This is a genomic window from Rhodoferax sp., from assembly GCF_028688795.1.
Classification (GTDB): domain Bacteria; phylum Pseudomonadota; class Gammaproteobacteria; order Burkholderiales; family Burkholderiaceae_C; genus Rhodoferax.
In genome coordinates this window covers 23,197-47,331 of record NZ_JAQTXM010000021.1, presented here as the reverse complement: position 1 = coordinate 47,331, position 24,135 = coordinate 23,197, and the positions used below count along the sequence as shown (strand labels likewise).

Below are 24,135 nucleotides of genomic sequence, written 5' to 3'. Positions count from 1 at the left end.
TTATATAGGCGCGGGGCCCAAGGTTTCCAACGCGGGCCGCGTCGGGCGATTCTACGCACGGCGTGGGCACCACTGCACGGTAAAATTGGTCGCATCTTTGTTGCTCACCCTCTACCTCACCATGAATTTCAGAAACACACAGCGTGGTGCCATTGACGGCAACGGCGTGGCCTTGCTGATTGGCGGCGCAGCGCTGGGCGGCCTGCTGGTTTATTCGGCGATGTCAGGCCATGCGCTGCCGCTGTGGCCGGCACTGGCGGTGATTGCCGTGAACCTGGTGGCCGCTGGGCGCATGCTTTGGTTGAAGATCAAGGCGAAGAAACCCTGAGTTTTGGGCCCTGATGTGCCTGGCGCAAACAAGCCTGAATCGCTTGCGTCACACGGGTGGCTTGTGGTGAGCTGCGCACAATGCTGAAAAAGCCACAACCGTAGTTAAACACCTCAGGGCGCACGGCACGCATCTGGCCGTGGTGCACAAAACCCTCGGCATAGTGGTCGGGTAAAAACCCCAAAAAGCAGCCCGACAAAATCAACGTGGCGATCGATTCCTGGTCATAACCGGTGGCGGCGCGGGCCAACTGCACTTGCTGGGTCAACTCCATGTTGGGTGAGTGGTAGCCCAGACCGGCAAAGGCATAGGTGCGCAGGGCGTTCCAATCCGCAGGCTCTGCTACTGCTGGGGCCGCAAACAGCGGGTGCGCGGTGCTGCAATACAGGTACATGGTCTCGGTAAACAGCGCGTCATAGGCCAGCGTGCTGGTGGTGCGGTGGCCGGGAATGATGCCGACCTGAAACTGGCCGTCGAGCACGCCGCGCTCAATGGTGTTAAGCGGCGCCACATGCAGGTGCAGGCGCACGTCAGGGGCCTGGGCACCAAACAGTGCAATGGCCTGGCCAATGTGGGCAGCCGGGTTGCTGGCGGTTTTGTCAAACACGGCCATGTGCAGTTCGCCGCCCATGCGCTGGTGAATCTCGTCGACCTGGCTGCGAAACGCGTCAACGCTGCTGAGCAGGCGCAAGGTCTCGGCGTAAATCTGCTCACCTTCAGTTGTCAGGGAAAAGCCGGCCCGGCCACGCCGACACAGGGTCAGGCCAATGCGGGTTTCCAGGTCTTTGATGTGGCGGCTGACCGTGCTGGTGCCAATGTTGAGCGCCAGCTCGGCCGCGGCCATGCCACCGCAGTCCACCACGGTTTTGAATACCCGCAGCAAACGGATGTCCATGTCGCTCAGCTGACCTAAAGCGGCGCGTGTGGCCTTGGTTGGGGTGTTTACTTGCATAAATTGGCAACTGTATGGTGATACTTGAGCATTTATAAGAGTAACAGGACTTCAGACAATCGCGCTTTGTCCTCAATCACCAAGGATGCCCCATGAACATGACCGACGCCCAAATTCTGAACCGCCCGCGCACGGATGCGGCCTGGCTCGACGCCCACTGGATGCCCTACACCGGCAACCGCGACTTCAAGGCGAACCCGCGCATGATGGCCAGCGCCTCGGGTTGTTATTACACCGATGTGGACGGCCGCAAGATTTTTGACGGCCTCTCTGGCTTGTGGACCTGCGGCTTGGGCCATGGTCGGCAAGAAATTGTCGATGCCGCCGCCAAGCAACTGGCCAGCCTGGACTACTCGCCGGCCTTCCAGTTCGGTCACCCGCTGTCATTTGCGCTGGCCAACAAGCTGAAGGAACTCACCCCCGAGGGGCTTGACTATGTGTTTTTCACCGGCTCGGGTTCTGAGTCTGCCGACACGTCATTGAAGATGGCGCGGGCCTACTGGCGCGCCAAGGGCCAAAGCAGCAAAAGCCTGCTGATTGGCCGCGAAAAAGGCTACCACGGCGTCAACTTTGGCGGCATCTCAGTCGGTGGCATTGGTGCCAATCGCAAAGCCTTTGGCCAAGGCATTGCGGCGGACCACCTGCCCCACACCCAGCCGCCGGTCGGCTCGTTTTATCGGGGCATGCCGCCCGCTGATGGCCCACACGGCGCGGTGCTGGCCGAAGACTTGCTCAAGCTGATCGCCCTGCATGACGCAAGCAACATTGCTGCCGTCATCATCGAACCCATGTCAGGTTCGGCTGGCGTCATTGTGCCGCCGGTGGGCTATTTGCAGCGCATCCGCGAGATTTGCACGGCGCACAACATCTTGCTGATTTTTGACGAAGTGATCACTGGTTTTGGCCGCATGGGTGCCTACACCGGGGCGGAGGCGTTTGGCGTGACACCTGACATCATGAACGTGGCCAAACAAATCACCAACGGCGCGCAACCCTTGGGCGCGGTGCTGGCCAGCAAGGACATTTACGACACCTTCATGGCCGTGGGCGGGCCGGACTATATGCTGGAATTTGCCCACGGCTACACCTACTCGGCGCACCCGGTGCCGTGCGCGGTGGGCCTGGCAGTGCTGGACATTTTGGTGCGCGAAGACATGGTTGAGCGTGTGAAAACCCTCAGCCCGTATTTTGAGAATGCGGTGCACAGCCTCAAAGGCGTCAAGCACGTTGCCGACATTCGCAACTTTGGCCTGGCCGCTGGTTTCACCATTGCGTCGCTGCCAGGCGAGCCCGCCAAGCGTCCGTATGAGATTGCCAAAACGATGTTGGCCAAGGGTTTTTATGTGCGCTACGGTGGCGACACCATCCAGCTCGCGCCACCCTTTATTTCAACCCCGGCGCAGATCGACAGCCTGATCAATGCGCTGGGCGAGACTTGTAATGCAACCGATTGACGGCAAAATTTGCTATTTAATAAATAGCTACTAGCGCAATAAATATAAGCGCTAGAGGCCTATTTATTATAAATTTACTCTTTTGAAATAAAACCATGACCAGCACACTCCCAATGATTCAAGCCCTTCCCACCGTTCTGCACCTCATTGACGGTCAACGGGTCAGCGGCGGCACGCGCACAGCCGACGTGTTCAACCCCGCCACCGGCCAGGCTGAAAAGCGTGTGCTGCTGGCAGACAAGCTCACTGTGGAGCAAGCCATTGCCAGCGCTCAAGCCGCTTTCCCAGCCTGGCGTGCCACGCCGCCTTTGAAACGCGCACGGGTCATGAGCAAGCTGAAAAATCTGCTGGAAGACAACGCCGATGCCATTTGCGCGCTGGTCACCGCCGAACACGGCAAGGTGCTGAGCGACTCGATGGGTGAGTTGCAGCGCGGCATTGAAAACGTCGAATACGCCAGTTATGCACCCGAGCTGCTGAAGGGCGAACACAGCAAAAACGTGGGGCCTGCGATTGACTCGTGGAGCGAATTCCAGGCGCTGGGCGTGTGCGCCGGCATCACGCCATTCAACTTTCCCGTGATGGTGCCGCTGTGGATGTGGCCCATGGCGGTGGCCTGTGGCAACACCTTCATTTTGAAACCGTCTGAGCGCGACCCGTCAAGCGCCTTGCTGGTGGCTGAGCTGGCCCTGCAGGCTGGCCTGCCACCGGGCGTGTTGAACGTGGTGCATGGCGACAAGGAAGCGGTCGACACCTTGCTGACGGATCCGCGCGTCAAAGCCATCAGCTTTGTCGGCTCCACGCCGATTGCCGAATACATCTATGCCACCGGTTGCGCCCATGGCAAAAGGGTGCAGGCGCTGGGTGGCGCCAAAAACCACGCGGTGGTCATGCCTGATGCCGACATTGCCAACGCCGTGAGCGCCCTGATGGGCGCGGCCTACGGCTCATGTGGCGAGCGCTGCATGGCGATTCCGCTGGTGGTGGCGGTGGGCGACGCCACGGCAGATGCCGTGGTTGAAGGCCTGAAGGTCGAGATTGCCAAGATGAAGGTCGGCCCCGGCACCGAGTCCAGCTGCGACATGGGCCCGTTGGTGACCAAGGCGCACTTCGAGAAGGTCAAGGCGTATGTGGATCAGGGTGTGAAAGAGGGCGCCACGCTGGTGGTTGATGGCCGTGGCGTGAAGGTGGACGGCCATGAGGGCGGTTACTTCATGGGCGCCTGCCTGTTTGACCATGTGCAGCGCGGCATGGTGATTTACCAGGACGAGATTTTTGGCCCGGTGCTTGGCGTGGTGCGCGTCAAGACCCTGCAAGATGCCATGGACCTGATCGACGCGCACGAATACGGCAACGGCACCTGCATCTTCACCCGCGACGGCGAGGCGGCGCGCTACTTTACTGACAACATCCAGGTCGGCATGGTCGGTGTGAACGTGCCGCTGCCAGTGCCGGTGGCTTACCACTCGTTTGGCGGCTGGAAACGCAGCCTGTTCGGCGACCTGCACGCCTACGGCCCGGATGCCGTGCGCTTTTATACCAAGCGCAAGACCATTACCCAGCGCTGGCCGAGTGCGGGTGTGCGCGAGGGAGCGGTGTTCAGCTTTCCGAGTAGCCGGTAAACAATCCGCTGGAGGCCCTAGCAACCGCCAGCCACATTGCAGCATGCGGGTTGCATGCTGCAATGTGCAATGCGATTACTTCAGATCAAAGCGGTCTGCGTTCATCACTTTGGTCCAGGCCGCGACGAAGTCTATTACGAACTTCTCACGGTTGTCATCCTGCGCATAAACCTCGGCATATGCCCGCAGGATCGCATTGGAGCCAAACACCAGGTCCACGCGGGTGGCCGTCCACTTAGGCGCGCCGCTCTTACGGTCAACGATGTTGTAACTGTTGCGGCCGGTGGGCTTCCAGTCGTAGGTCATGTCGGTCAGGTTGACGAAGAAGTCGGTGCTTAAAACCCCCTCACGGTCGGTGAACACACCGTGTTTGGTGCCACCGTAATTGGTGCCCAAAACACGCATGCCGCCTACCAGGGCTGTCATTTCATACGCGGTCAGGCCCATGAGCTGGGTGCGATCAAGCAGCAGTTCTTCAGCAGTGACAACGTAATCCTTTTTCATCCAGTTGCGAAAACCGTCCGCCACCGGCTCCAGCACGTCAAAGGATTCGGCATCGGTCATGGCTGGCGTGGCATCACCTCGGCCCGGTGCAAAGGGCACGGTGACGTCAAAACCTGCGGCCTTGGCGGCCTGCTCAATGCCGGTGTTGCCGGCCAACACGATGACATCGGCCAGGCTGACACTGGACTCGGCTGCGATCTTCTCAAGGACCGCCAGCACCTTGGCCAGACGCGCTGGCTCGTTACCTTCCCAGTCCTTTTGCGGGGCCAACCGGATGCGCGCGCCGTTGGCGCCTCCTCGCTTGTCCGAACCCCGGAAGGTGCGGGCGCTGTCCCAGGCTGTTGACACCCGGTCACTGATGCTCAAACCACTGGCGACGATCTTCGCCTTGACCGCAGCCACGTCATAGTCGGCACGGCCTGTGGGCACCGGGTCTTGCCAGATCAGGTCTTCCTGGGGCACGTCTGGGCCGATGTAGCGCGCTTTTGGGCCCATGTCGCGGTGGGTCAGCTTGTACCAGGCGCGGGCAAAGGTTTCCGAGAAATACGCTTGGTCTTTGGCAAAACGCTCGGCAATCGCCCGGTAGGCCGGGTCCATCTTCATGGCCATGTCGGCGTCGGTCATGATCGGGTTGAGGCGGATGCTGGCGTCTTCCACATCGGCCGGCTTGTCTTCCTCCTTGATGTTGATGGGCTCCCACTGCCAAGCGCCGGCAGGGCTCTTCTTCAGCGCCCATTCATGGTTGAGCAACATGTCGAAGTAGCCGTTGTCCCACTGGGTCGGGTGGGTGGTCCATGCGCCTTCGATGCCGCTGGTCACGGTGTCACGCCCAATACCACGGCTGGTGTGGTTGATCCAGCCCAGCCCCTGTTCATTCAGATCAGCCGCCTCCGGCGCTGGGCCGAGATTGGCGGCGCTGCCATTGCCGTGGCATTTGCCTACCGTATGACCACCCGCCGTCAGGGCCACAGTTTCTTCGTCGTTCATGGCCATGCGCAAAAAGGTCTCGCGCACGTCCTGGGCGGTCTTCAGTGGGTCGGGTTGGCCGTCCACGCCTTCCGGGTTCACATAGATCAGCCCCATCATCACGGCGGCCAGCGGGTTGTCCAGGTCGCGCTCGCCTGAGTAGCGGCTGCCTTCGCTGCCGCTGGGGGCCAGCCATTCTTTCTCAGAGCCCCAGTAGGTGTCTTGCTCAGGGTGCCAGATGTCCTCGCGGCCAAAGGCGAAGCCGTAGGTCTTCAGCCCCATCGATTCATAGGCCACAGTGCCTGCCAGCAAGATCAGGTCAGCCCAGCTGAGCTTGTTGCCGTATTTCTTCTTGATCGGCCAAAGCAGTCGGCGAGCCTTGTCCAGGTTCACGTTGTCGGGCCAGGAGTTCAGTGGCGCAAAGCGCTGGTTGCCCTTGCCGCCGCCGCCCCGGCCATCGGCAATGCGGTAGCTGCCCGCCGAGTGCCAGGCCATGCGGATCATCAGGCCACCGTAATGGCCCCAGTCTGCCGGCCACCAGTCCTGGCTGTCGGTCATCAGCGCATGCAGGTCATTTTTGAGTGCATTGACATCGAGTTTCTGGACTTCTTCGCGGTAATTGAAGTCTTGGCCCATTGGGTTGGTCTTGCTGTCGTGCTGGTGCAAGATGTCCAGGTTAAGTGCATTGGGCCACCACGCCATGTTTGATTTGCCGGCAGACGTGTTGCCGCCGTGCATGACAGGGCACTTTCCAGAAGTGCCAGTTACGTTTTGGTTCATGTTCATTTCCCTTGGCTTGGTTGTAAAAAGTTCTCAGAATTCAGCGGGCCGCCGCCGTCTCATTCCTCAAGCAGTGAGCGCAGCATCCAGGCAGTTTGCTCATGCACTGTCAGGCGCTGTGTCAGCAGGTCGGCCGTGGGCTGGTCGTCCGCCTTGTTGGCCAACGGGAAAAGGTTGCGCGCTGTGCGCGCCACGGCTTCATGCCCTTCCACCAGAATGCGCACCATCTCCAACGCCTTCGGGGGCGTGCTGGGCGCATCAGGCACTGACGCCAGCTTGCCAAACTGGGCGTATGAGCCCGGTGCCGCGTGCCCCAGCGCGCGGATGCGCTCGGCCACCGGGTCAACTGCGTTCCACAGCTCGGTGTATTGCAGCATGAACATGTTGTGCAGGGTGTTGAACATCGGGCCAGTCACGTTCCAGTGGAAGTTGTGCGTGGTCAGGTACAGCGTGTAGGTGTCGGCCAGCAAGTGGCTCAGGCCCTTGGCGATGGCGGCCCGGTCTTTGTCGTTGATGCCGATGTTGATGGCGGGCGCTGTTGATTTTGCAGTGTTTTTGGACATGATGACTCCTTGAGTAAAGTGAACGAAGGAAGCCACGACACAAAAATAACCGAACCGTGGCCAACATATGACTAGGCAGCCTGTTGACATACCCAAGTACAGCGTCAGTTTAGGAAGAAACCAGCGGTTTGACTAGTTTATTAAAGGAATCAACGTGATAGACAAAGGCTATTTTTGTGGGTCATTTTGTCAATATCAACTTGCCCAATTTGGTGACCTGCAATCGGTAAACGCTGCCTTGGTGCTCAATGGCGATTGACTTCTGCCCCTTGAGCAGCACCGAGCTTGGCAAGGGGGATGCCATTGAGCCGTCCTCTGGCGTGGGGCGCTGCACTGCAGGTGCTGGTGCAGTGGCTGTGCCATGTTTACTGATCTTGGTGAGTGCCATCATCGACCAGGCTCGGTCACAAAACCAATTTTGCGCAGGCCGGCCTGCTGGGCGCTGGCCATGACCTTGGCCACATGCTCGTAGCGCACCGCTTTGTCGCCACGGATGTGCAGTTCGGGTTGCGGCTCGCGGGCCGCCTCTGCCTTCAGCATGCCGGTCAGCGCAGATTCGTCCACGGCCGCATCGTTCCAGTAATAGAGCCCTTGCGCATCGACGCTCAGGCGTATGGTTTCCGGCTTGATGACTTGCGGCGTGTTGGTTGCCACGGGCAAGTCCACGTTCACCGCGTGTTTCATCACCGGAATGGTGATGATGAAGATGATCAGCAGCACCAGCATCACATCCACCAGAGGCGTCATGTTGATCTCGCTCATGACGTCATCCGGGTCATTGCTCGTTCCAAAAGACATGTTCAGCCGCCTTTCTTCATCACCAGCACCTGTGCCGTGTTTTTTGGGTTCACCCGGGCACCGGTGACAAAGTAGGCGTGCATGTCGTGGGTAAAGCTGCCCAGCTTGGACAGGATGTATTTGTTGCCGCGCACCAGCGCGTTGTAGCCCAGCACCGCCGGTATCGCCACGGCCAGGCCCAGCGCCGTCATGATCAGGGCCTCACCCACCGGGCCGGCCACTTTGTCGATGGTCGATTGCCCCGACAAGCCAATGGCGAGCAGCGCGTGGTAAATGCCCCAAACCGTCCCAAACAGCCCCACAAACGGGGCCGTAGAGCCTACCGAGGCCAAAATCGCTAGGCCAGACTGCAGCCGGGCGGTGAACTCGTCCAGGGCGTTGCGCAGGCAGCGCGTCACCCAGTCGCTCACATCCAGTGTGTCATGCAGGTGCACCTTGGTGTTGCGGTGGTGGGCGGTGGCCTCGCAGCCTTCCAGCGCGATTTGGCGAAAAGGGTCAGTGGCGTCACTGCCTAGTTTTTCCAGGCCACTGGCAAAGTCCTCGCTGTGCCAGAAATTGGCGGCGTTTTTGGCCTGTTTTTTGTGTTTAACGATGTCCAGCGCCTTGAGCGCGATGACGATCCAGCTGGCCAGGGACATGATCAGCAGCAGCACAGCCACCCCTTTGGTGACGAGGTCGCCCTGGGTCCAGACGTTGACGATTCCGAATTGCGATTCCATTGAAAAACTCCTAGATAAAAATTACTCAAGCACCCAGTTGATGGGCACGTTAAAAGACATGGCTGTGGGTACGCCATTGCGTTTGCCCGGCGTGTAGCGCCAGCGCATCACGGCATTGAAAGAGGCAACATCGAGGCGGTCGAACCCGCTTGACTTCACCAGTCGCGCGCTGACTGGCAGGCCATCCGTGCCAATCAGCACGCTGTAGATCACTTGGCCCTGCTCACCCATGCGCTTGCTCAAGGGCGGGTAGACGGGCTTGGGGTTTTGCAGGTAGGTGGCATCGCTGGACGGCAACTCCATTCGGGGTGGCGCGGGCGACGCCGCAGCGGTTTGCTGCACCGGCGCAGCGACGGGTGCCACAGGTGTTGGCGGCGCCGCTTCCACTTGGCGGGCATCGGGCGCTGGCGTGTTGTCCACAATCGCAAGTGGTTGCGGTGTGGGTGGCACGCTGGGGGTCTTGTTTTTTGGCGTGGGCTGTTCCACTGGCACCGGTGGCGCTGGAGGCGGTGGCACCACCTTGGGCGCGGGCGGTTCAATGAACTCGCTGAGCATTTGTACCGGCACCACCAGTTCCACAGCTTTTCTGAGCAAGCCACTTTGCATGGCCCACAGCAGGGCCACATGAAACAGCAGCACCGCACTGACGACGGTCAACTTGCGCCGGGTTTCAGGTGCCATGTGGAAAGGCCTACCAGGTTGAAGATCCGACGAAGTCACTTGCGACACACCCAGATGGCAGAGCCAACCACCAGCGCCATGCTTGTGCCAAGTACCCAGAATGCGATCATGTGTGTTGCCTTATTGAGAAGAAAGATGGTGTTATTGTAAATGCGAATAATTCTTATTTGCATGAGTCCGCAGTGATTGCTGGTGGAAATTCGGCTTGAATTCAGGACCACCATCAAACAAACAATCGGATGTCACGTCCGCCAAGGTGGAGCAGCCGCACAAGGCCATGGCGATTTCAAGCTCGTCACGCAGCAAACGCAGCACATGCGCCACACCCAGGGCGCCAGCGTTGGCCAGTCCGTAGATGTAGGGTCGGCCAATCAGCACCGCGTTGGCACCCAGGGCGACGGCTTTCAGCACATCGGTACCGCGGCGGATGCCGCCGTCCACCAGCAGCGGCAAGTCCGCCCCCACAGCCTGGCGGATGCGTGGCAACACGGCGGCGCTGCTGGGAGCGGTGTCGAGCGTGCGGCCGCCGTGGTTGGACACGATCAGCCCCGCCATGCCCAACTGCACCGCCTGAAGTGCATCGTCCGGGTGCATGACACCTTTGAGCAACACCGGCAGCCGGGTCTGTGACAACAGCCACGCGATGTCTGCCCAGGTGATGGCGCTGTGTAACAAGCCGTCACACAACGCACTTTGCCCCTGTGATAGTGCCCTGGCCGGTGCCGGTGGCAGGCCTGCCAGGTTGACGGCAGACACGCCTGGTGGCAGGCAAAACCCGGCGCGCCGTTCACGGTCACGGGCGCCGTTCACTGGGGCGTCCACCGTGACCACCAGCGCTTCAAAGCCGGCGCGCTCGGCGCGCTGCACCAGCTCACGGGTAAAGCCGCGGTCATGCGTCATGTAAAGCTGAAACCACAACGGCCCACGGTCGGCGTCGCCCGTCACCGCTTTCGCCACGGTTTCCAGCAGTGTGCTGGATTGCGTGCTGAGCACCATGCCCGCCTCTTGTGCCGAGGCAGCGCAGGCGGTGGCCAGCTCACCGTCCGGGTGGGCCATGCATTGGTAGGCCACCGGAGCCAGAAAAATGGGGTGCGCCAGCTTGCGGCCGAGCAGTGATGTGCAGGTGTGCCCGCCCGAGAGGTTGCGCAACACACGGGGGTGCAGTTGCCATTGCTGCCAGGCGCTGTGATTGCCGCGCAGCGTGATCTCGTCTGCCGCACCGCCGCTGAAATAGGCCCAGGCGTTGGCATCAAGGCGGGCTTGGGCGCAGGCTTCGTGGTCGGCCAGCGTGACCACACCGGCGGGAATTTGTGCATGGGTAGGTGCAGGCGGCACAACCATCGTTGGCTCAGGTGGTTTGGCGGACGTGCTCATGTGTCGGCCCACATGCGCAACAGGTTGTGGTAGACGCCGGTGAGTGCCGTGGTCTCGTCGCTTTCGCCGCGCTGCTGGCGCAGGGCCAGCAGGTTCATGTCCAGCTCCAACAACAGGCGACGCTGCTCGTCACTGCGCACCATGCTCTCAACCCAGAAGAAGCAGGCGATGCGTTGCCCGCGCGTGACCGGTTTCACCTGATGCAGGCTGGTGCCGGGGTACAGCACGGCGTGGCCTGCGGGCAGTTTGACGGTTTGCTCGCCATAGGTGTCTGCCACGGTGAGTTCGCCACCCTCGTAATCAGCGGGGTCGTTCAGAAACACCGTGCAGGAGATGTCGGTGCGCACGCGCTGGCCGTTGGGCAGGGAACGCACCGCGTTGTCGATGTGCTTGCCATAAAAATTGCTGTCGCCGCCGTAGCGGTTCACGCGGGGTGTGAACACACGTTTGGGCAAGGCTGCAGAAAAGAACGTGGGGCTGTTGTCCAGCCCGCGCAACACCATGGCGCGGATGTGCCCGGCGGCGTCACAGTCGTGCGGCAGTTGTTCGTTGTTCTTGACCCGCACCGCCTGCTCGCCGGCACTGGCGCGGCCATCGGTCCAGGGCGCGTTGGCCAGCAGGCGGCGGGCGGCCAGCACATCGTCGGGCGTTAAAAGGTGGGGCAGGGTCAGCAGCATGGAACGTGTGGGTGAAGTCGGCCCGCAAGGGCCCAAAAAGCCACCTCTGGGCAGAGGTGACCAACCTGGGGAAAGATCAAAACTTGAGGCTGCCTGTGAGCTGCACCACGCGGCCTGCACCAGGGATGTAATGCCCCGAATACAGCTGGTCGGCATAAAGCTCATTGGTGATGTTGCTCACGTTGGCCTTCAGGGTGAACTTGTCGTTCATCTGGTACTCGGCCATCACGTCTGCCGTAACCCAGGCGGGCACTTCCCAACCAGGGTTGCGGATGGGCGTTTGGCGGCCACGGAAGTTAATGCCGGCGCCAATGCGCCATTGCTGTGTGAGCTGGTAAGTGTTCCAGAGCGAGCCGCTGTGGCAGGGCGTGTTGGACGGGCGTGTGCCTTCGCCCTCGGAACCTGCCACGCCGATGTCAATGTTGGCCTCGGGCATCCACATGTAAGAGCCGTAGATTTCCCACTTGGGCGTCAAGCGACCCGAGATGTCAATCTCGGCCCCCACCACATGGCGTTTGCCCGACAAGGTCACCAGGTTCACCAGCGGGTCGGTGTTGCGCTCGTGCAGCTTGGTCGACTGGAACAGCGCCACGCGGGTGGTGAAGCGCTTGTCGGCAGAGTCCAGCTTGGCACCCAGTTCAATGTTGATGCTTTGCTCGGGCGGCGTGTCTGCATTGCTGGCCCCCAGCGAATACGCATCACCCGAGGTGTTGAACGAGGTGGCGGCCGAGAAGTGGTACGAACGCAGCTCGTTGGGTTGGTACAAAACACCCAGACGTTTGCTCAGCTCCGACACCTTCATCTGGTAGCTGGCATTTGAGGCCACATTGGTGTTGGAGAGGCCGTAGCTGGTGTAGTCACCGCTCAGGTTGTCATAACGCAACCCGGCCAGCAGTTTCCAGTGCGGCGCCACTTGCACCATGTCTTGAATGTAGGTGCCCCAACCCGTGGACTCGTAGTCGCTGGTGGTGCGAAGCACACGTGATGCCTCGTCGATGGAAGCCCCATCGTTTGGTGTGCCAATGGTGGTGGTCGGCTTAACCGGCACCACACCGCCCTGAGTGGCGGTGCGTGCGCCATAAACGGTTTTTTTCTCGTTGGCGATGTCCACGCCCGCCAACACTTCATGCTGCAGCCCCCAGGCCTTGAACTTGGTCTGGTAGTCGCTCTGGACGTACAAGGTGTCCATGTCCTGAATCTTCAGTTGCGTGCCACGGTTGACCGCGCTGCTGTTGCCGAAGTTGCTCAGAGATGTGCCGGTGGCCAGGCGCACCGTGCCGGCGCGTTGGTCACGCGTGTATTGACCCTGGCGAATCTGGGTCTTGAGTTCGCTGCCATCGCCAAAGCGGTGCAGGTGCGACAAGGTGGCCGTGGTGGCGGTGCCCGCGTTGAAATCGCTGGCCATGCCATAGTAGGCCGTCGGATCAAGTGGCAAGGTTGTCGTCGCGCTGGCGGGAGACCCGTTCGGGTTGGTGGCAGACTGCGCCGCCGTCGGGCGAATCCACGGCATGCCGTAGTTCATGCCATTGTTGTTGTCCAGGTGGTTGATGCCCACAGAAAACTCATCGCGCTCGCCAATGCCCCAGCGGTACGTGGCTGCCACCCCTTTTTTGTCCAGGCTGCTGCCCGCACCGTTGTTGTCGGCGTCCGTCGCCATGGCGTTGATGCGCAGGGCCGCACTCTCACCGGTTTTGAGGTTGAAGTCACCCACCACGCGTGTGTAGCTGTGGCTGCCCACAGTCACGTCCACCTGGTGCTCGTCCATCAAACGCGGCACCTTGGTCACGAGGTTGACCGCACCGCCGGTGGAACCCCGGCCAAACAACATCGAGGCCGAGCCGCGCAGCACTTCCATGCGGTCCAGGCTGAAGGTGTCACGCTCGTAAAACGCCGGGTCGCGCATACTGTCTACAAAAATATCGCCGGTGGCAGTCAATGAAAAGCCGCGCAGTTTGATGTCTTCCTCGCCGCCCTCGGCGGCCTGAAACGAGATGCCGGCGGTGGCCTTCAGAGCTTCTTTCACGGTGTCGAGGTTGCGGTCGTCCATGAGCCGCTCGGTCACCACGGTGATCGACTGGGGAATGTCGCGCAACTGCTGCTTGCCCTTGCCGATGGAGGTGTCCACCGCCCGCACCGCATCGCGGCCTTCGGGCGCCTCGGCTTTTTCCTTCACCACCACGGCTTTGAGGGTTTTGTCGGCGGCGGGTGTGGCTTGTTGCGCCAGTGCACTCATGGAGCCCGCCAGCAACATGGCACCGATTGGGAGCAGGCGGCTGCTTGCTATTTTGTTAGTAGCTACTTGCGCAATTGATATATGGGCTAGAGGCGTATTTATTGTAAATTTTTGGCGTGAATGTGTCATGGCGTGCGGAATGGGCTTGGGAGGACATTGGCTGGCTACGACACGGCCACCGCGAACGGCTGCGTGACTTGACTGGCTGCGTGTTGCTGAGCGTACGGGTGGCGCTTGGCAGAGACTTTAGTTTAGCATCAAATGCGAATCATTCTTATTTGTTGGGTGGTGAAACACGCATCAACCTATTTGGGCGCTCCTTGAAACTTCATTCCCAGTCCATCAGTCAGGGCTCAGACCAAGCCAAGCCAGCATCTGCAACTCACCAAGCTGCGGTCACGCACGCCGCCTTGGTGGCGCAGTGCGCCAAGCGGGTCTACCCGCTACGATCTCAGGGTTAGCCAATTGCAACCCGCTCAAGCCCTCCATCCAACTTGCCTGAATGCCCATGTCCGACACCCCCCTGATTCACGATGAACTTGACCTGCTTGCCACACTTGTGCCCTTGCAAGGCATCCGCCTGATTGAACTGGGCTGCGGCAAGGCCCGGCTGGCCAGTGCGCTGCTGACGCGATATCCACAAACCGAGGTCACTGCCCTTGAAGTGGACGAACGCCAGCATGCCAAAAACCTGGCGGCGCCGCAGCCCCGGCTGAACTTTGTGCAGGCCGGCGCACAGGCCATTCCGTTTGCTGATGGGTGTTTTGACGGTGCGATGATGCTGAAAACGCTGCACCACGTGCCCTTGCCCCTGATGGACCAGGCCTTGTGTGAAGTGGCCCGCGTGCTGCGCCCGGGTGGCTGGTTTTATGTGTCTGAACCGGTGTACGCCGGCCCGCTGAACGACATCATGCGCCTGGTCCATGACGAAGGCGAGGTGCGTTTGGCGGCGCAACAGGCGCTGGACATTGCCCTGGCCCAAGGCACATGGGAAGCTGCGGGCGAACACCGGTTTGAGATGCCGGTGCACTTTGCCGACTTTGCCAATTTTGAGCAACGCATGCTGCAAGTCACTTACGCCGACCGTCGCATGGATGAGCCAACCCGCCACATCATTCGCCAGCGCTTTGATGCACTCATGGGCCCGCAAGGGGTGAGCTTGACGCGGCCCATGCATGTGCGCTTGTTGCACAAGCCCCGTGGGGCAGCGATTTGAACGGCAATATTGGCGGCTGGATTCATTAGCCACTGCGACGCATGGCCGAAGCTCAAACGGCCATCAATCTGGGCCAGGGTTGCGACGCTGCTTGTAAACCCTCGGACCGTTCTCACCATACCTGTGCGCCCCACAAGTGGCCGCACGCCCCTCCATTTTTAAAAGCATTCCGTCAACCGACGGGACGAAACTAATGTCAATAAATTCTATTCGCCAGGACTGGCTTTCCAATGTCCGAAACGACGTGCTGGCGGGCCTTGTGGTGGCGCTGGCGCTGATCCCCGAGGCCATTGCTTTTTCCATCATCGCCGGTGTTGACCCCAAAGTGGGCCTGTACGCCTCGTTCTCCATCGCCACCTTGATGGCCTTTGTGGGCGGCCGGCCCGGCATGATTTCAGCGGCCACCGGCGCCATGGCGCTGGTCATGGTGTCGCTGGTCAAGTCGCATGGGCTGGACTATTTGCTGGCCGCCACGGTGCTCACCGGGGTGTTTCAGGTGCTGGCGGGCTGGGTCAGGCTCGACACCCTGATGCAGTTTGTGTCGCGCTCGGTGGTCACCGGGTTTGTCAACGCCCTGGCCATTTTGATCTTCATGGCGCAATTGCCCGAGCTCACCAACGTGACTTGGCATGTGTACGCCATGACGGCGGCTGGCCTGGGCATCATTTACGGCCTGCCTTACCTGACCAAAGCCGTGCCGTCACCGCTGGTGACCATCGTGGTGCTGACCGGGGTGTCGATCGCGCTGGGCCTGGAGATTCGCACCGTGGGCGACATGGGTGAGTTGCCTGACAGCTTGCCCGCGTTCCTTATCCCCAACGTGCCCTTCAACCTGGCGACCTTGTGGATCATCCTGCCGTACTCGCTGACCCTGATGGTGGTGGGTCTGCTCGAATCGCTGATGACCGCCACTATCGTGGACGACCTGACCGACACCAAAAGCGACAAGCAGCGTGAATGTGTGGGCCAAGGCGTGGCCAACATGGCCACCGGTTTCATTGGCGGCATGGCGGGCTGCGCCATGATTGGCCAGAGCGTGATCAACGTGAAGTCGGGTGGGCGCGGGCGCCTGTCGACCCTGGTGGCGGGTGTGGTGCTGCTGATTCTGGTGGTGTTTCTGGGCGACTGGGTCAAGCAAATTCCCATGGCGGCGCTGGTGGCAGTGATGGTCATGGTGTCGATCGGCACCTTCAACTGGGGGTCGATCCGCAACTTGCGTGAGCACCCCAAGAGTTCCAGCGTGGTCATGATCGCCACGGTGATCGTGACCGTGGCCACCCATGACCTGGCCAAGGGCGTGTTGACCGGGGTGTTGCTGTCGGGCTTTTTCTTTGCGCAGAAGGTAGGCAAGATTTTGCACATGCGCTCCCAGTCTGGCGATGAGGGGCGCATGCGCACCTACTTTGTGGCAGGCCAGGTGTTTTTTGCGTCGGCCGACCGGTTTGCCAACGCCTTTGACTACAAGGAGGTGCTGGACAAGGTGCGCATTGACGTCAGCCGCGCCCATTTCTGGGACATCACGGCCATCAGCGCGCTCGACAAGGTGGTGCTGAAGTTCCGCCGCGAAGGCACCGAGGTGGAGGTGCTGGGCTTGAATGAGGCCAGTGCCACCCTGGTGGACAAATTTGCCGTGCACGACAAAGACGGCGCTGACGACGTGCTGTTGGGCCACTGAAGGAGATACTTGCCATGACCAACGAACCAAAAATCCTGGCCTGTGTGGACGCCTCCCCGGTGGCCGAAGTGGTGGCTGATTACGCCGCCTGGGCTGCACGCAGGCTTGCGGCGCCCTTGGAGTTTCTGCATGTGCTGGACCGGCACGCTGCGCTGCCTCAAGGGCAGGACCACAGCGGGGCCATCGGGCTGGACGCGCAAGAAAAGCTGCTGACCCAACTTAGCCAGGAAGACGCGCTGCGCACCCGGACCGCACGCGAGACGGGCCGGGTCTTTCTGAACCGCTGGCGTGAGCGCGCGCTGGCAGCAGGTGTTGCCACGGTCGACACCCGGCTGCGCCATGGCGACGTGGAAGAAACCTTGGCTGAGCAACAAGAGGGCACACGGCTTCTGGTGCTGGGCCGCGCAGGCGCTGGCACCACCTCCGCCAACGCCTCTGCCAACGTCTCCACCACGGGCGAGCCCGGCTTGGGCAAACACCTGACCTGGGTGATTCGCTCGGTGAAACGGCCGGTGCTGGTGGTGACCAAGGCCTACACCGAGCCCAGCCGGGTGCTTTTTGCCTTTGACGGCAGCGCGGTCACGCGCAAGGGCGTCGAGATGCTGGCGGCCAGCCCCTTGCTCAAAGGTTTGCCCATCCATCTGCTGATGTCGGGTGACGCCACCCCGCAAAACCAGCGGCCACTGGCGTGGGCGGTGCAAACCCTGACACAGGCCGGCATGGTCGTCTCGTCAGCCCTGCAGCCCGGCCAACCGCAAGAGGTGATAGCGGAGGTTCTGAAAACGCGCGCCCATGACCTGCTGGTGATGGGCGCCTACAGCCACTCACCACTGCGCCAGCTGTTTTTGGGCAGCAAGACCTCAGAGTTGCTGAAAAGCGCCAGCCTCGCCATGCTGCTACTGCGTTGAGGGTTAACGTGTGATTGAAGCTTGGCCGGTCTGTGGATTAGCCGCAAGAATGATCCGCTGAAAACACTGATCTTTGTAGCCAGGCAGCGCGCCTTGGCACACACTGCCGATCTTCAAAACACCACTGGAGACACGCCATGCTGATCGGTCTACCCAAAGAAATCAAGAATAATGAATTTCGTGTGGGCCTGACCCCGGCCAGCGTGCGCGAGCTCACGCACCACGGGCACCAGGTGCTGGTGCAACGTGGCGCCGGTGTCGGCATTGGCTTGCTTGATGAGCACTATCTGGCCGCTGGTGCACAGTTGGCCAACGATGCGGCGCAGGTGTTTTCCCAGGCGGAGATGATCGTCAAGGTGAAGGAGCCACAGCCGCAGGAATGCGCCATGCTGCGCCCCGGCCAAATTCTTTACACCTATTTGCACCTGGCGCCCGACCCTGAGCAAACGGCGGCACTGGTCAAGTCGGGCGCAGTGTGCATTGCCTATGAAACCATCACCGGACCCGGTGGCGGCTTGCCGCTGCTGGCGCCGATGAGTGAGGTGGCAGGCCGCATGGCAGTGCAAGCCGGTGCCGCTCACCTGGAGAAATCCAAGGGCGGCATGGGTATTTTGCTGGGTGGTGTGCCCGGGGTGCCAGCGGCGCACGTGGTGATTTTGGGCGCTGGCGTGGTCGGCACGCACGCGCTGCAAATTGCGGTGGGCATGGGCGCACGGGTCAGCGTGCTGGACAAAAACGTGGACCGCCTGCGCCAGCTGGATTTGATTTTTGGCAACCGCATCCACACCGTGTTCTCCAACGCGCAAAGTGTCGAAGACGCCGTGTTGGACGCTGACCTGGTGGTGGGGGGCGTGTTGATTCCGGGTGCGGCTGCGCCCAAGCTGGTGACCCGCAGCATGATCTCGCGCATGAAGCAAGGCGCGGTGGTGGTGGACGTAGCGATAGACCAGGGTGGATGTTTTGAGACCAGCCACGCCACCACACACGCCGAGCCGACCTTCTTGGTGGACGGCGTGGTGCACTACTGCGTGGCCAACATGCCCGGTGCCGTGGCTCGCACGTCAACATTCGCGCTGAACAATGCCACCATTGGCCACGCCTTGGCGCTGGCCGACAAGGGCTGGCAGCAGGCCTTGAAAGACAACGAGCATTTGAAGCACGGCCTGAATGTGGCGCTGGGCCACGTCACTTATGAAGCCGTGGCCAACACGCTGGGTTACGCGTATGTGAACGCCGACGCGCTGCTGGGCTAACTTCTTCGAGCCCCAAGCGCGGCAGTCCAGGCCGTCCGGAAGTCACGGATGGCTTCATTTTGTTGGCAATGACGGCGTTTTTTCGCGTTAAAGTCTCCAGCATCCATGCACGCCCTCATCTCTGACCTCCAACGCCGCGTCGCCCTCTGGCGTGTCGAGCATGCCGAAGTGGCGTCCGCGGCGCACCAAGTAAATTTGTCGCGCACCCGCACCGTGGCGCCGCTGGTGGCGGTCATCAACGGGGTGTTTGTCTTGTGGCTGGCGGTCAGCCTGCTCAGTCGCCAGGACAGCGATCTGGTGACGCAATGGAAGCTGGGCCTGTTTTTGACGCACCTGCTGATGGGCCTGAGTTTTGGGCTGATGGCTTGGGGCGCCTGGCATTTGCGCTATGCCCGTGACCACTGGATGGGCGCAAGCCTGCCCCTGCTGATGGCCTGCCTGAGCTTGGTGTTTGTCGTCGGTTTTGTCACTTTCGATCAATGGGTCAGTCCCAATATCACGCCTTTTTTAACCGGTGCCATGGCCACCAGTCTGGTGCTTTACCTGCGCCCGGGCACCTCGGCCGTGCTGTTTGCCAGCGCCTACGGTTTGTTTGCCTATGCCATCGGACACACGCAGCAAGATGCGGCACTGCTGCTGTCGAACCGCTTGAACGGTCTGGCGGCGGTGGCCATGGCGTGGGCGCTGTCGGTGCTGCTCTGGCGCAAGTTCACCGTGATCACACGCCAGCAGACCTTGCTTGAAAAAATCAACGTCGATCTTGAAACCAAACAGCGTGAGCTGCAGCGTCTGACCCGGCTTGACGGCCTGACCGGCCTGTACAACCGCAGCACCTTTGCCGAGCTCACCCGCCAAGAGCTGGCGCGGGCGCAGCGCCAGGGCTCAGCCACCGCCATCCTCCTGCTTGACCTGGACCTTTTCAAACACGTCAACGACACCTGGGGCCACCCGGCTGGCGATGCGGTGCTGAAAAACGTGGCCACGGTGGCCAATAGCGCGGTGCGCGCCACCGACCTGGTGGGCCGCCTGGGGGGTGAAGAGTTCATCATTTTGCTGCCCAATACCTCGCTGGACGCCGCGCGCCGCTTGGCAGAAAAACTGCGCGCCCACATGCAGCAAAGCCCCACACCCTGGGAGAAAAGCAGCATCACCACCACGGTCAGCATCGGGGTGGCCAGCACCACGGCGGCGCAGCAGCATGACTTTGACCACCTGTACGGCACGGCCGACAAGGCGCTCTATAGCGCCAAAGCCCTTGGGCGCAACCGGGTGGTCTAGCCGGCGGCCAGTTTGGGCGGCCCGCAAGGGATAATCCGCGCCACATGGCACTTATCACACTACTTGACGCGCAGCTGGCTTACGGACACGTACCGCTGCTTGACCACACCACTTTTTCCCTGGAATCGCAAGAACGCGTGGGCCTGATTGGCCGCAACGGCGCGGGCAAATCCTCGCTGCTCAAAATCCTCGGTGGGCTTGAAAAGCCCGACGACGGCATTCTGCAAGTCCAGGGCAACATCCGCATCGCCTACGTGGCGCAAGAGCCTCAGCTTGATCCTGATGCTACAGTATTTGTAGCTGTTAGCGCAGGTATGGCAAGGGCTAGAGCCCTAATTGATGAATATTCATTGGGCCATGGCGACCTGGATGCCATGCAAAGCGAGATCGAGGCATTGGATGGCTGGACCTGGGAGCAGCGCGTGGGGGAAACCCTGCACCGCCTGCACCTGGAGCCTGATGTGCAGGTTGGCGCCCTCTCAGGCGGCAACAAAAAACGCGTGGCACTGGCCCAGGCGCTGGTGGCTGCACCCGATGTGCTGCTGCTTGACGAGCCCACCAATCACCTCGATTTGGACAGCATCGAGTGGCTGGAGGGCTTGTTGTGCGACTTCAAGGGCAGCATCGTTACCGTCACCCACGACCGCAGTTTTCTGGACAACGTGGCCACCCGCATCGTTGAGCTTGACCGTGGCCGCCTGCTGAGCTACCCAGGCAACTTTGCCGCCTACCTGGTGCAAAAAGAAGAGCAAGCCGCGCAAGAAGCTGTGATCAATGCCCGCGCTGACAAGCTGCTGGCGCAAGAAGAAATTTGGATTCGCCGCGGCGTGGAAGCGCGCCGCACCAAGGCGCAAGGGCGCATCAACCAGCTGGACGTGTTGCGCGCCAACCGCGAAGCCCGCCGCGACGCGCTGGGTAGCGTCAAGCTGGACGTGGCCAGTGGTGGTGTCAGCGGCAAGCTGGTGGCCGAGCTGACGCATGTCAGCAAGAGTTTTGGCGACCACAAAATTGTGGACGACTTCTCGACCGTGATCCTGCGCGGCGACAAGGTTGGCCTGCTCGGCCCCAATGGCGCAGGCAAAACCACGCTGCTCAAACTCATCTTGGGTGAGCTCAAGGCCGACCCAGCTCCCGCCAATGCACCCAAGCCCGGCCCAGGCGAAAGCGCCTGGGGCACGGTGCGTCAGGGCTCCAACATCACCGTGGCCTACTTTGACCAGATGCGCAACGCGCTCGATCTGGACGCCACGCTTGAAGACTTCATCAGCCCGGGCAGCGAGTGGATCGAAATCGGCAACCGCCGCCAGCACGTCAAAAGCTATCTAGGCGACTTTTTGTTTAGTCCCGCGCGCGCCAATTCGCCGGTGCGGTCGCTGAGTGGTGGCGAGCGCAACCGCTTGCTGCTGGCGCGCCTGTTTGCCCGCCCCGCCAATGTGCTGGTGCTCGACGAGCCGACCAACGATCTGGACATCGACACGCTGGAGCTGCTCGAAGAACTGCTGCAAAACTTTGACGGCACGGTGTTTCTGGTCAGTCACGACCGCACCTTTTTGGACAACGTGGTCACCAGCACCATTGCCTACGAGGGCAACGCCCGCTGGCGCGAGTTTGAAGGCGGCGTGCAAGACTGGCTGACGCAAACCAAGCGTGCCAATGAAATCGCCAAAAATAGTGGTCAAAAAGGCGCTCAGCCCTTTAAATATGAGCGTGAGCAGCTATTAAAAACACAGCAGTCATCAAGCCCCGTGCAAGACGCTGTGGCACCTGCCATCGCTTCTGTTGCGCCTGCCAAGACCCGCAAGCTCAGCTTCAAGGAACAGCGCGAGCTTGATGGTCTGCCCGACCTGATCGCCCGGCTGGAGAGCGAGCAAAAAGACATCAGCGACCTGCTTGCTGACGGCAGCCTGTACGCCATTGACAACGCTCGCGCCCTCAAGCTGGCCACCCGCAGTGCGCAGATTGACGACGAACTGCTGCTGGCACTGGAGCGCTGGGAAACACTGGGTTCACCCACCCCTTGACCTCATGCGCGTTGTCTTACTGCCCAAATCATTCCTGTTGTTGTCGCAAGGCCTTGTTGCACTGCCGCACAGCTCAACCGCTCCGGCGTGATCTGGAAATGTAAGCACACGTGATTTAATGCGGTCAATGCTGAAAAACTTGAGACAAATCATCTTTTTGTGTGGCCTGGGCTGCACCCGCAGTGCATGGGCCGAGCAGGCGCAGGACGTTGCAGTGTTGTTGTCCGCAGACCGGCCGCAAATTTGGCGTGCCATCTGGCAAAACTGGTCATCCGAGATTGCTGTCATCGCGCTGGCGTTGCTGCTGCTTGGCCTGAGCTTTGTGGTTTATTTGTGGCGTACCAACCGCCGATTGCGCCATCTGACACAACTCAGCGGCGAGGCCCAAACCTCATTGGAGCTTGCAGCCGCCGCCTTCAACAGCGAAGTGGGCATGGTCGTCACCGACGAGTTCACCCGCATCCGGCGTGCCAACTCGGCCATGGCCACGTTGCTGGGCTACACCCAAAACGAGTTGGTCGGCCAATCCACCCTGTTGCTGCGCAGCGCAGCGATAGAAAAAGGCACCCTGCGCGCGATCTGGGCCGAGGTGCGATCCCATGGCCGCTGGCAGGGTGAACTGACGTGCCGCCATCGCGACGGACACGACGTGCCTTGCATGGTCACGGTGGCCTCGGTGCGCAACCCGGCGATTGGCTTGCACGGCTATGTGGGCTCATTCGCAGACATCTCCAGGCAGAAGAAAGCGCAGGAGGAAATCCGGCAACTGGCCTACTACGACCCCCTGACGCTGTTGCCCAACCGGCGCATGTTTCTGGAAGCTTTGCGCACCACCATGCGCACAGCGCTGCAAAACGGCACGTTGGCAGGTGTCATGTTCATCGACCTTGACCACTTCAAGAACCTCAATGACGCGCATGGCCACTCGGTGGGGGACCAGCTGTTGACCCTGATGGCCCAGCGTTTGCAACTGCTGGTGGGCCCGGATGACTTGGCGGCGCGTTTGGGTGGCGACGAATTTGTGGTCATGTTGCCCCACCTCGACACGGGTGAAGAACGCGCCATGGCCCAAACCATGCTGTTGGCGGAGCGCATTCACCAGGCGCTGCTGGCGCCTTTTGAGCTGGACACCCCGAGCAACTTTGGCATTCACGCGCAGGCGTTGCGCTACACCTGCAGCGGCAGCATTGGCGTGGCGCTGTTTGGCCTGGTTGACGAGCCGCTGACGGAGGTGCTCAAACGCGCCGATGTCGCCATGTACCAGTCCAAGCAAGACGGGCGCAACCTGATTCGCCAATACGACCCGGTGGCGCAAAAGTCCCTCAATGACCGCATGGCTCTGAGTCACGACCTGAATGTGGCCTTGCACGACGGCCAGCTTAAGCTGCTTTACCAGCTGCAGGTTGACGCCCATGATCAGGCTGTGGGCGCCGAGTGCCTGCTGCGCTGGCAGCATCCGCGCCGCGGTACGGTGTCGCCGGTTGAGTTCATCCCGCTGGCCGAAGAATCGGGTGCGATTGTGGCCATGGGTGACTGGGTGATGCGAAGTGCCTGTATCACGCTGGCGCGCTGGGCCTGTGACCGCGCCTTGTGCCAGCTCACCCTGAGTGTGAATGTGAGCCCGCGCCAGTTTGCCGAGTCAGATTTTGTGGCGCGCGTGGCGGGCATTCTGGCTGAGACTGGCGCGCGGCCAAAATACCTGCGACTGGAGGTCACCGAGGGCATCGTGATGCAGGACACGCAGGAGGTGATCGCCAAAATGAGCGAACTGTGTGCCCTGGGGCTGAGCTTTTCGATTGATGACTTCGGCACCGGTTACTCGTCGCTGTCTTACATGCAAATGCTGCCGCTGGCCGAGTTGAAAATTGACAAGGCGTTTGTCAACGACCTCACCACCAGCCACCGGTCTGAGGCGATTGTGAAAGCCATCATTTCGCTGGGACACAGCATGGGCATCATCGTGGTCTCGGAAGGGGTGGAAACCCGGGCGCAAAAAGACCGCTTGTTGTCCATGGGCTGCACCCTGCTGCAGGGCTACCTGATCGCCCGGCCAATCGAATGTGCCGAGCTTGAAACCCTGGTGGTGTCCCGGCATGGCGCGCTTGTCGCCAGCCAGTTTTCCAGCTAAACCGC

General features: G+C 60.9%; 21 protein-coding genes. 11 read left to right on the top strand and 10 right to left on the bottom strand.

What is annotated here, in order from left to right; all coding sequences use genetic code 11:
* Positions 1-121 precede the first annotated feature (121 nt).
* On the top strand, positions 122-328 hold the full coding sequence (locus PHQ58_RS15485) for a hypothetical protein (protein WP_300112398.1): 207 nt from the start codon (positions 122-124) through the stop codon (positions 326-328).
* Here PHQ58_RS15485 and PHQ58_RS15480 read toward each other — a convergent pair.
* A complete protein-coding gene (locus PHQ58_RS15480; protein ID WP_300112396.1) occupies positions 309-1,280 on the bottom strand; it encodes a LysR family transcriptional regulator in 972 nt (323 codons plus the stop codon). The genes PHQ58_RS15485 and PHQ58_RS15480 overlap by 20 nt on opposite strands.
* A 92-nt stretch (positions 1,281-1,372) precedes the next feature.
* Between PHQ58_RS15480 and PHQ58_RS15475 the strand changes: the two genes are divergently transcribed.
* Positions 1,373-2,734 (top strand): aspartate aminotransferase family protein, encoded by a 1,362-nt coding sequence (locus PHQ58_RS15475; protein ID WP_300112394.1) that lies wholly within the window; start codon positions 1,373-1,375, stop codon positions 2,732-2,734.
* A gap of 95 nt (positions 2,735-2,829) precedes the next feature.
* Entirely contained in the window at positions 2,830-4,356 is a 1,527-nt protein-coding gene (locus tag PHQ58_RS15470; RefSeq protein ID WP_300112392.1) for a CoA-acylating methylmalonate-semialdehyde dehydrogenase, read from the top strand.
* A 75-nt stretch (positions 4,357-4,431) separates the two neighbouring features.
* Here PHQ58_RS15470 and katG read toward each other — a convergent pair whose 3' ends face one another.
* From katG to PHQ58_RS15425, 9 genes are all read right to left on the bottom strand, one after another.
* Positions 4,432-6,612, bottom strand: a complete 2,181-nt coding sequence (katG, locus tag PHQ58_RS15465) for a catalase/peroxidase HPI (protein ID WP_300112391.1) — start codon at positions 6,610-6,612, stop codon at positions 4,432-4,434.
* Positions 6,613-6,665: 53 nt separating this feature from the next.
* Positions 6,666-7,169 (bottom strand): Dps family protein, encoded by a 504-nt coding sequence (locus tag PHQ58_RS15460; protein WP_300112389.1) that lies wholly within the window; start codon positions 7,167-7,169, stop codon positions 6,666-6,668.
* A 181-nt stretch (positions 7,170-7,350) separates the two neighbouring features.
* The gene (hemP, locus tag PHQ58_RS15455) at positions 7,351-7,560 is read right to left on the bottom strand and encodes a hemin uptake protein HemP (RefSeq protein ID WP_300112387.1); all 210 of its coding nucleotides are present in this window, start codon (positions 7,558-7,560) and stop codon (positions 7,351-7,353) included.
* Entirely contained in the window at positions 7,557-7,967 is a 411-nt protein-coding gene (locus PHQ58_RS15450) for a biopolymer transporter ExbD (RefSeq protein WP_300112385.1), read from the bottom strand. Before PHQ58_RS15450 ends, hemP begins: the two co-directional genes overlap by 4 nt.
* 2 nt (positions 7,968-7,969) lie before the next feature.
* Entirely contained in the window at positions 7,970-8,686 is a 717-nt protein-coding gene (locus PHQ58_RS15445) for a MotA/TolQ/ExbB proton channel family protein (RefSeq protein WP_300112384.1), read from the bottom strand.
* Between the two features lie 21 nt (positions 8,687-8,707).
* Positions 8,708-9,367 carry an energy transducer TonB gene (locus PHQ58_RS15440; protein ID WP_300112382.1) on the bottom strand — a complete coding sequence of 220 codons (660 nt, stop codon included), beginning with the start codon at positions 9,365-9,367 and terminating at the stop codon, positions 8,708-8,710.
* A 141-nt stretch (positions 9,368-9,508) separates the two neighbouring features.
* On the bottom strand, positions 9,509-10,708 hold the full coding sequence (locus tag PHQ58_RS15435) for an alpha-hydroxy acid oxidase (RefSeq protein ID WP_300112461.1): 1,200 nt from the start codon (positions 10,706-10,708) through the stop codon (positions 9,509-9,511).
* A gap of 29 nt (positions 10,709-10,737) precedes the next feature.
* Entirely contained in the window at positions 10,738-11,418 is a 681-nt protein-coding gene (locus PHQ58_RS15430; RefSeq protein ID WP_300112380.1) for a Fe2+-dependent dioxygenase, read from the bottom strand.
* A 76-nt stretch (positions 11,419-11,494) separates the two neighbouring features.
* Positions 11,495-13,780, bottom strand: coding sequence for a TonB-dependent receptor (locus PHQ58_RS15425; RefSeq protein ID WP_367187332.1), 2,286 nt, complete (start codon positions 13,778-13,780; stop codon positions 11,495-11,497).
* Between the two features lie 191 nt (positions 13,781-13,971).
* Here PHQ58_RS15425 and PHQ58_RS15420 point away from each other — a divergent pair, with 191 nt between their 5' ends.
* The 8 genes from PHQ58_RS15420 to PHQ58_RS15385 all read left to right on the top strand — a co-directional run bounded on the left by PHQ58_RS15420 (position 13,972) and on the right by PHQ58_RS15385 (position 24,130).
* A complete protein-coding gene (locus PHQ58_RS15420; protein WP_300112378.1) occupies positions 13,972-14,112 on the top strand; it encodes a hypothetical protein in 141 nt (46 codons plus the stop codon).
* 47 nt (positions 14,113-14,159) lie between these two features.
* Positions 14,160-14,867 carry a class I SAM-dependent methyltransferase gene (locus PHQ58_RS15415; RefSeq protein ID WP_300112377.1) on the top strand — a complete coding sequence of 236 codons (708 nt, stop codon included), beginning with the start codon at positions 14,160-14,162 and terminating at the stop codon, positions 14,865-14,867.
* Positions 14,868-15,060: 193 nt separating this feature from the next.
* The gene (locus PHQ58_RS15410) at positions 15,061-16,542 is read left to right on the top strand and encodes a SulP family inorganic anion transporter (protein WP_300112376.1); all 1,482 of its coding nucleotides are present in this window, start codon (positions 15,061-15,063) and stop codon (positions 16,540-16,542) included.
* Between the two features lie 14 nt (positions 16,543-16,556).
* Entirely contained in the window at positions 16,557-17,450 is an 894-nt protein-coding gene (locus PHQ58_RS15405; RefSeq protein ID WP_300112375.1) for a universal stress protein, read from the top strand.
* A 137-nt stretch (positions 17,451-17,587) separates the two neighbouring features.
* Positions 17,588-18,703 carry an alanine dehydrogenase gene (ald, locus tag PHQ58_RS15400; protein ID WP_300112373.1) on the top strand — a complete coding sequence of 372 codons (1,116 nt, stop codon included), beginning with the start codon at positions 17,588-17,590 and terminating at the stop codon, positions 18,701-18,703.
* Between the two features lie 105 nt (positions 18,704-18,808).
* Positions 18,809-19,981 carry a GGDEF domain-containing protein gene (locus PHQ58_RS15395; RefSeq protein WP_300112371.1) on the top strand — a complete coding sequence of 391 codons (1,173 nt, stop codon included), beginning with the start codon at positions 18,809-18,811 and terminating at the stop codon, positions 19,979-19,981.
* Positions 19,982-20,025: 44 nt separating this feature from the next.
* A complete protein-coding gene (locus PHQ58_RS15390; protein WP_300112369.1) occupies positions 20,026-22,002 on the top strand; it encodes an ATP-binding cassette domain-containing protein in 1,977 nt (658 codons plus the stop codon).
* 139 nt (positions 22,003-22,141) lie between these two features.
* Complete coding sequence (locus PHQ58_RS15385) at positions 22,142-24,130, top strand: bifunctional diguanylate cyclase/phosphodiesterase (protein ID WP_300112367.1); 1,989 nt, start codon at positions 22,142-22,144, stop codon at positions 24,128-24,130.
* Positions 24,131-24,135: the final 5 nt, after the last annotated feature.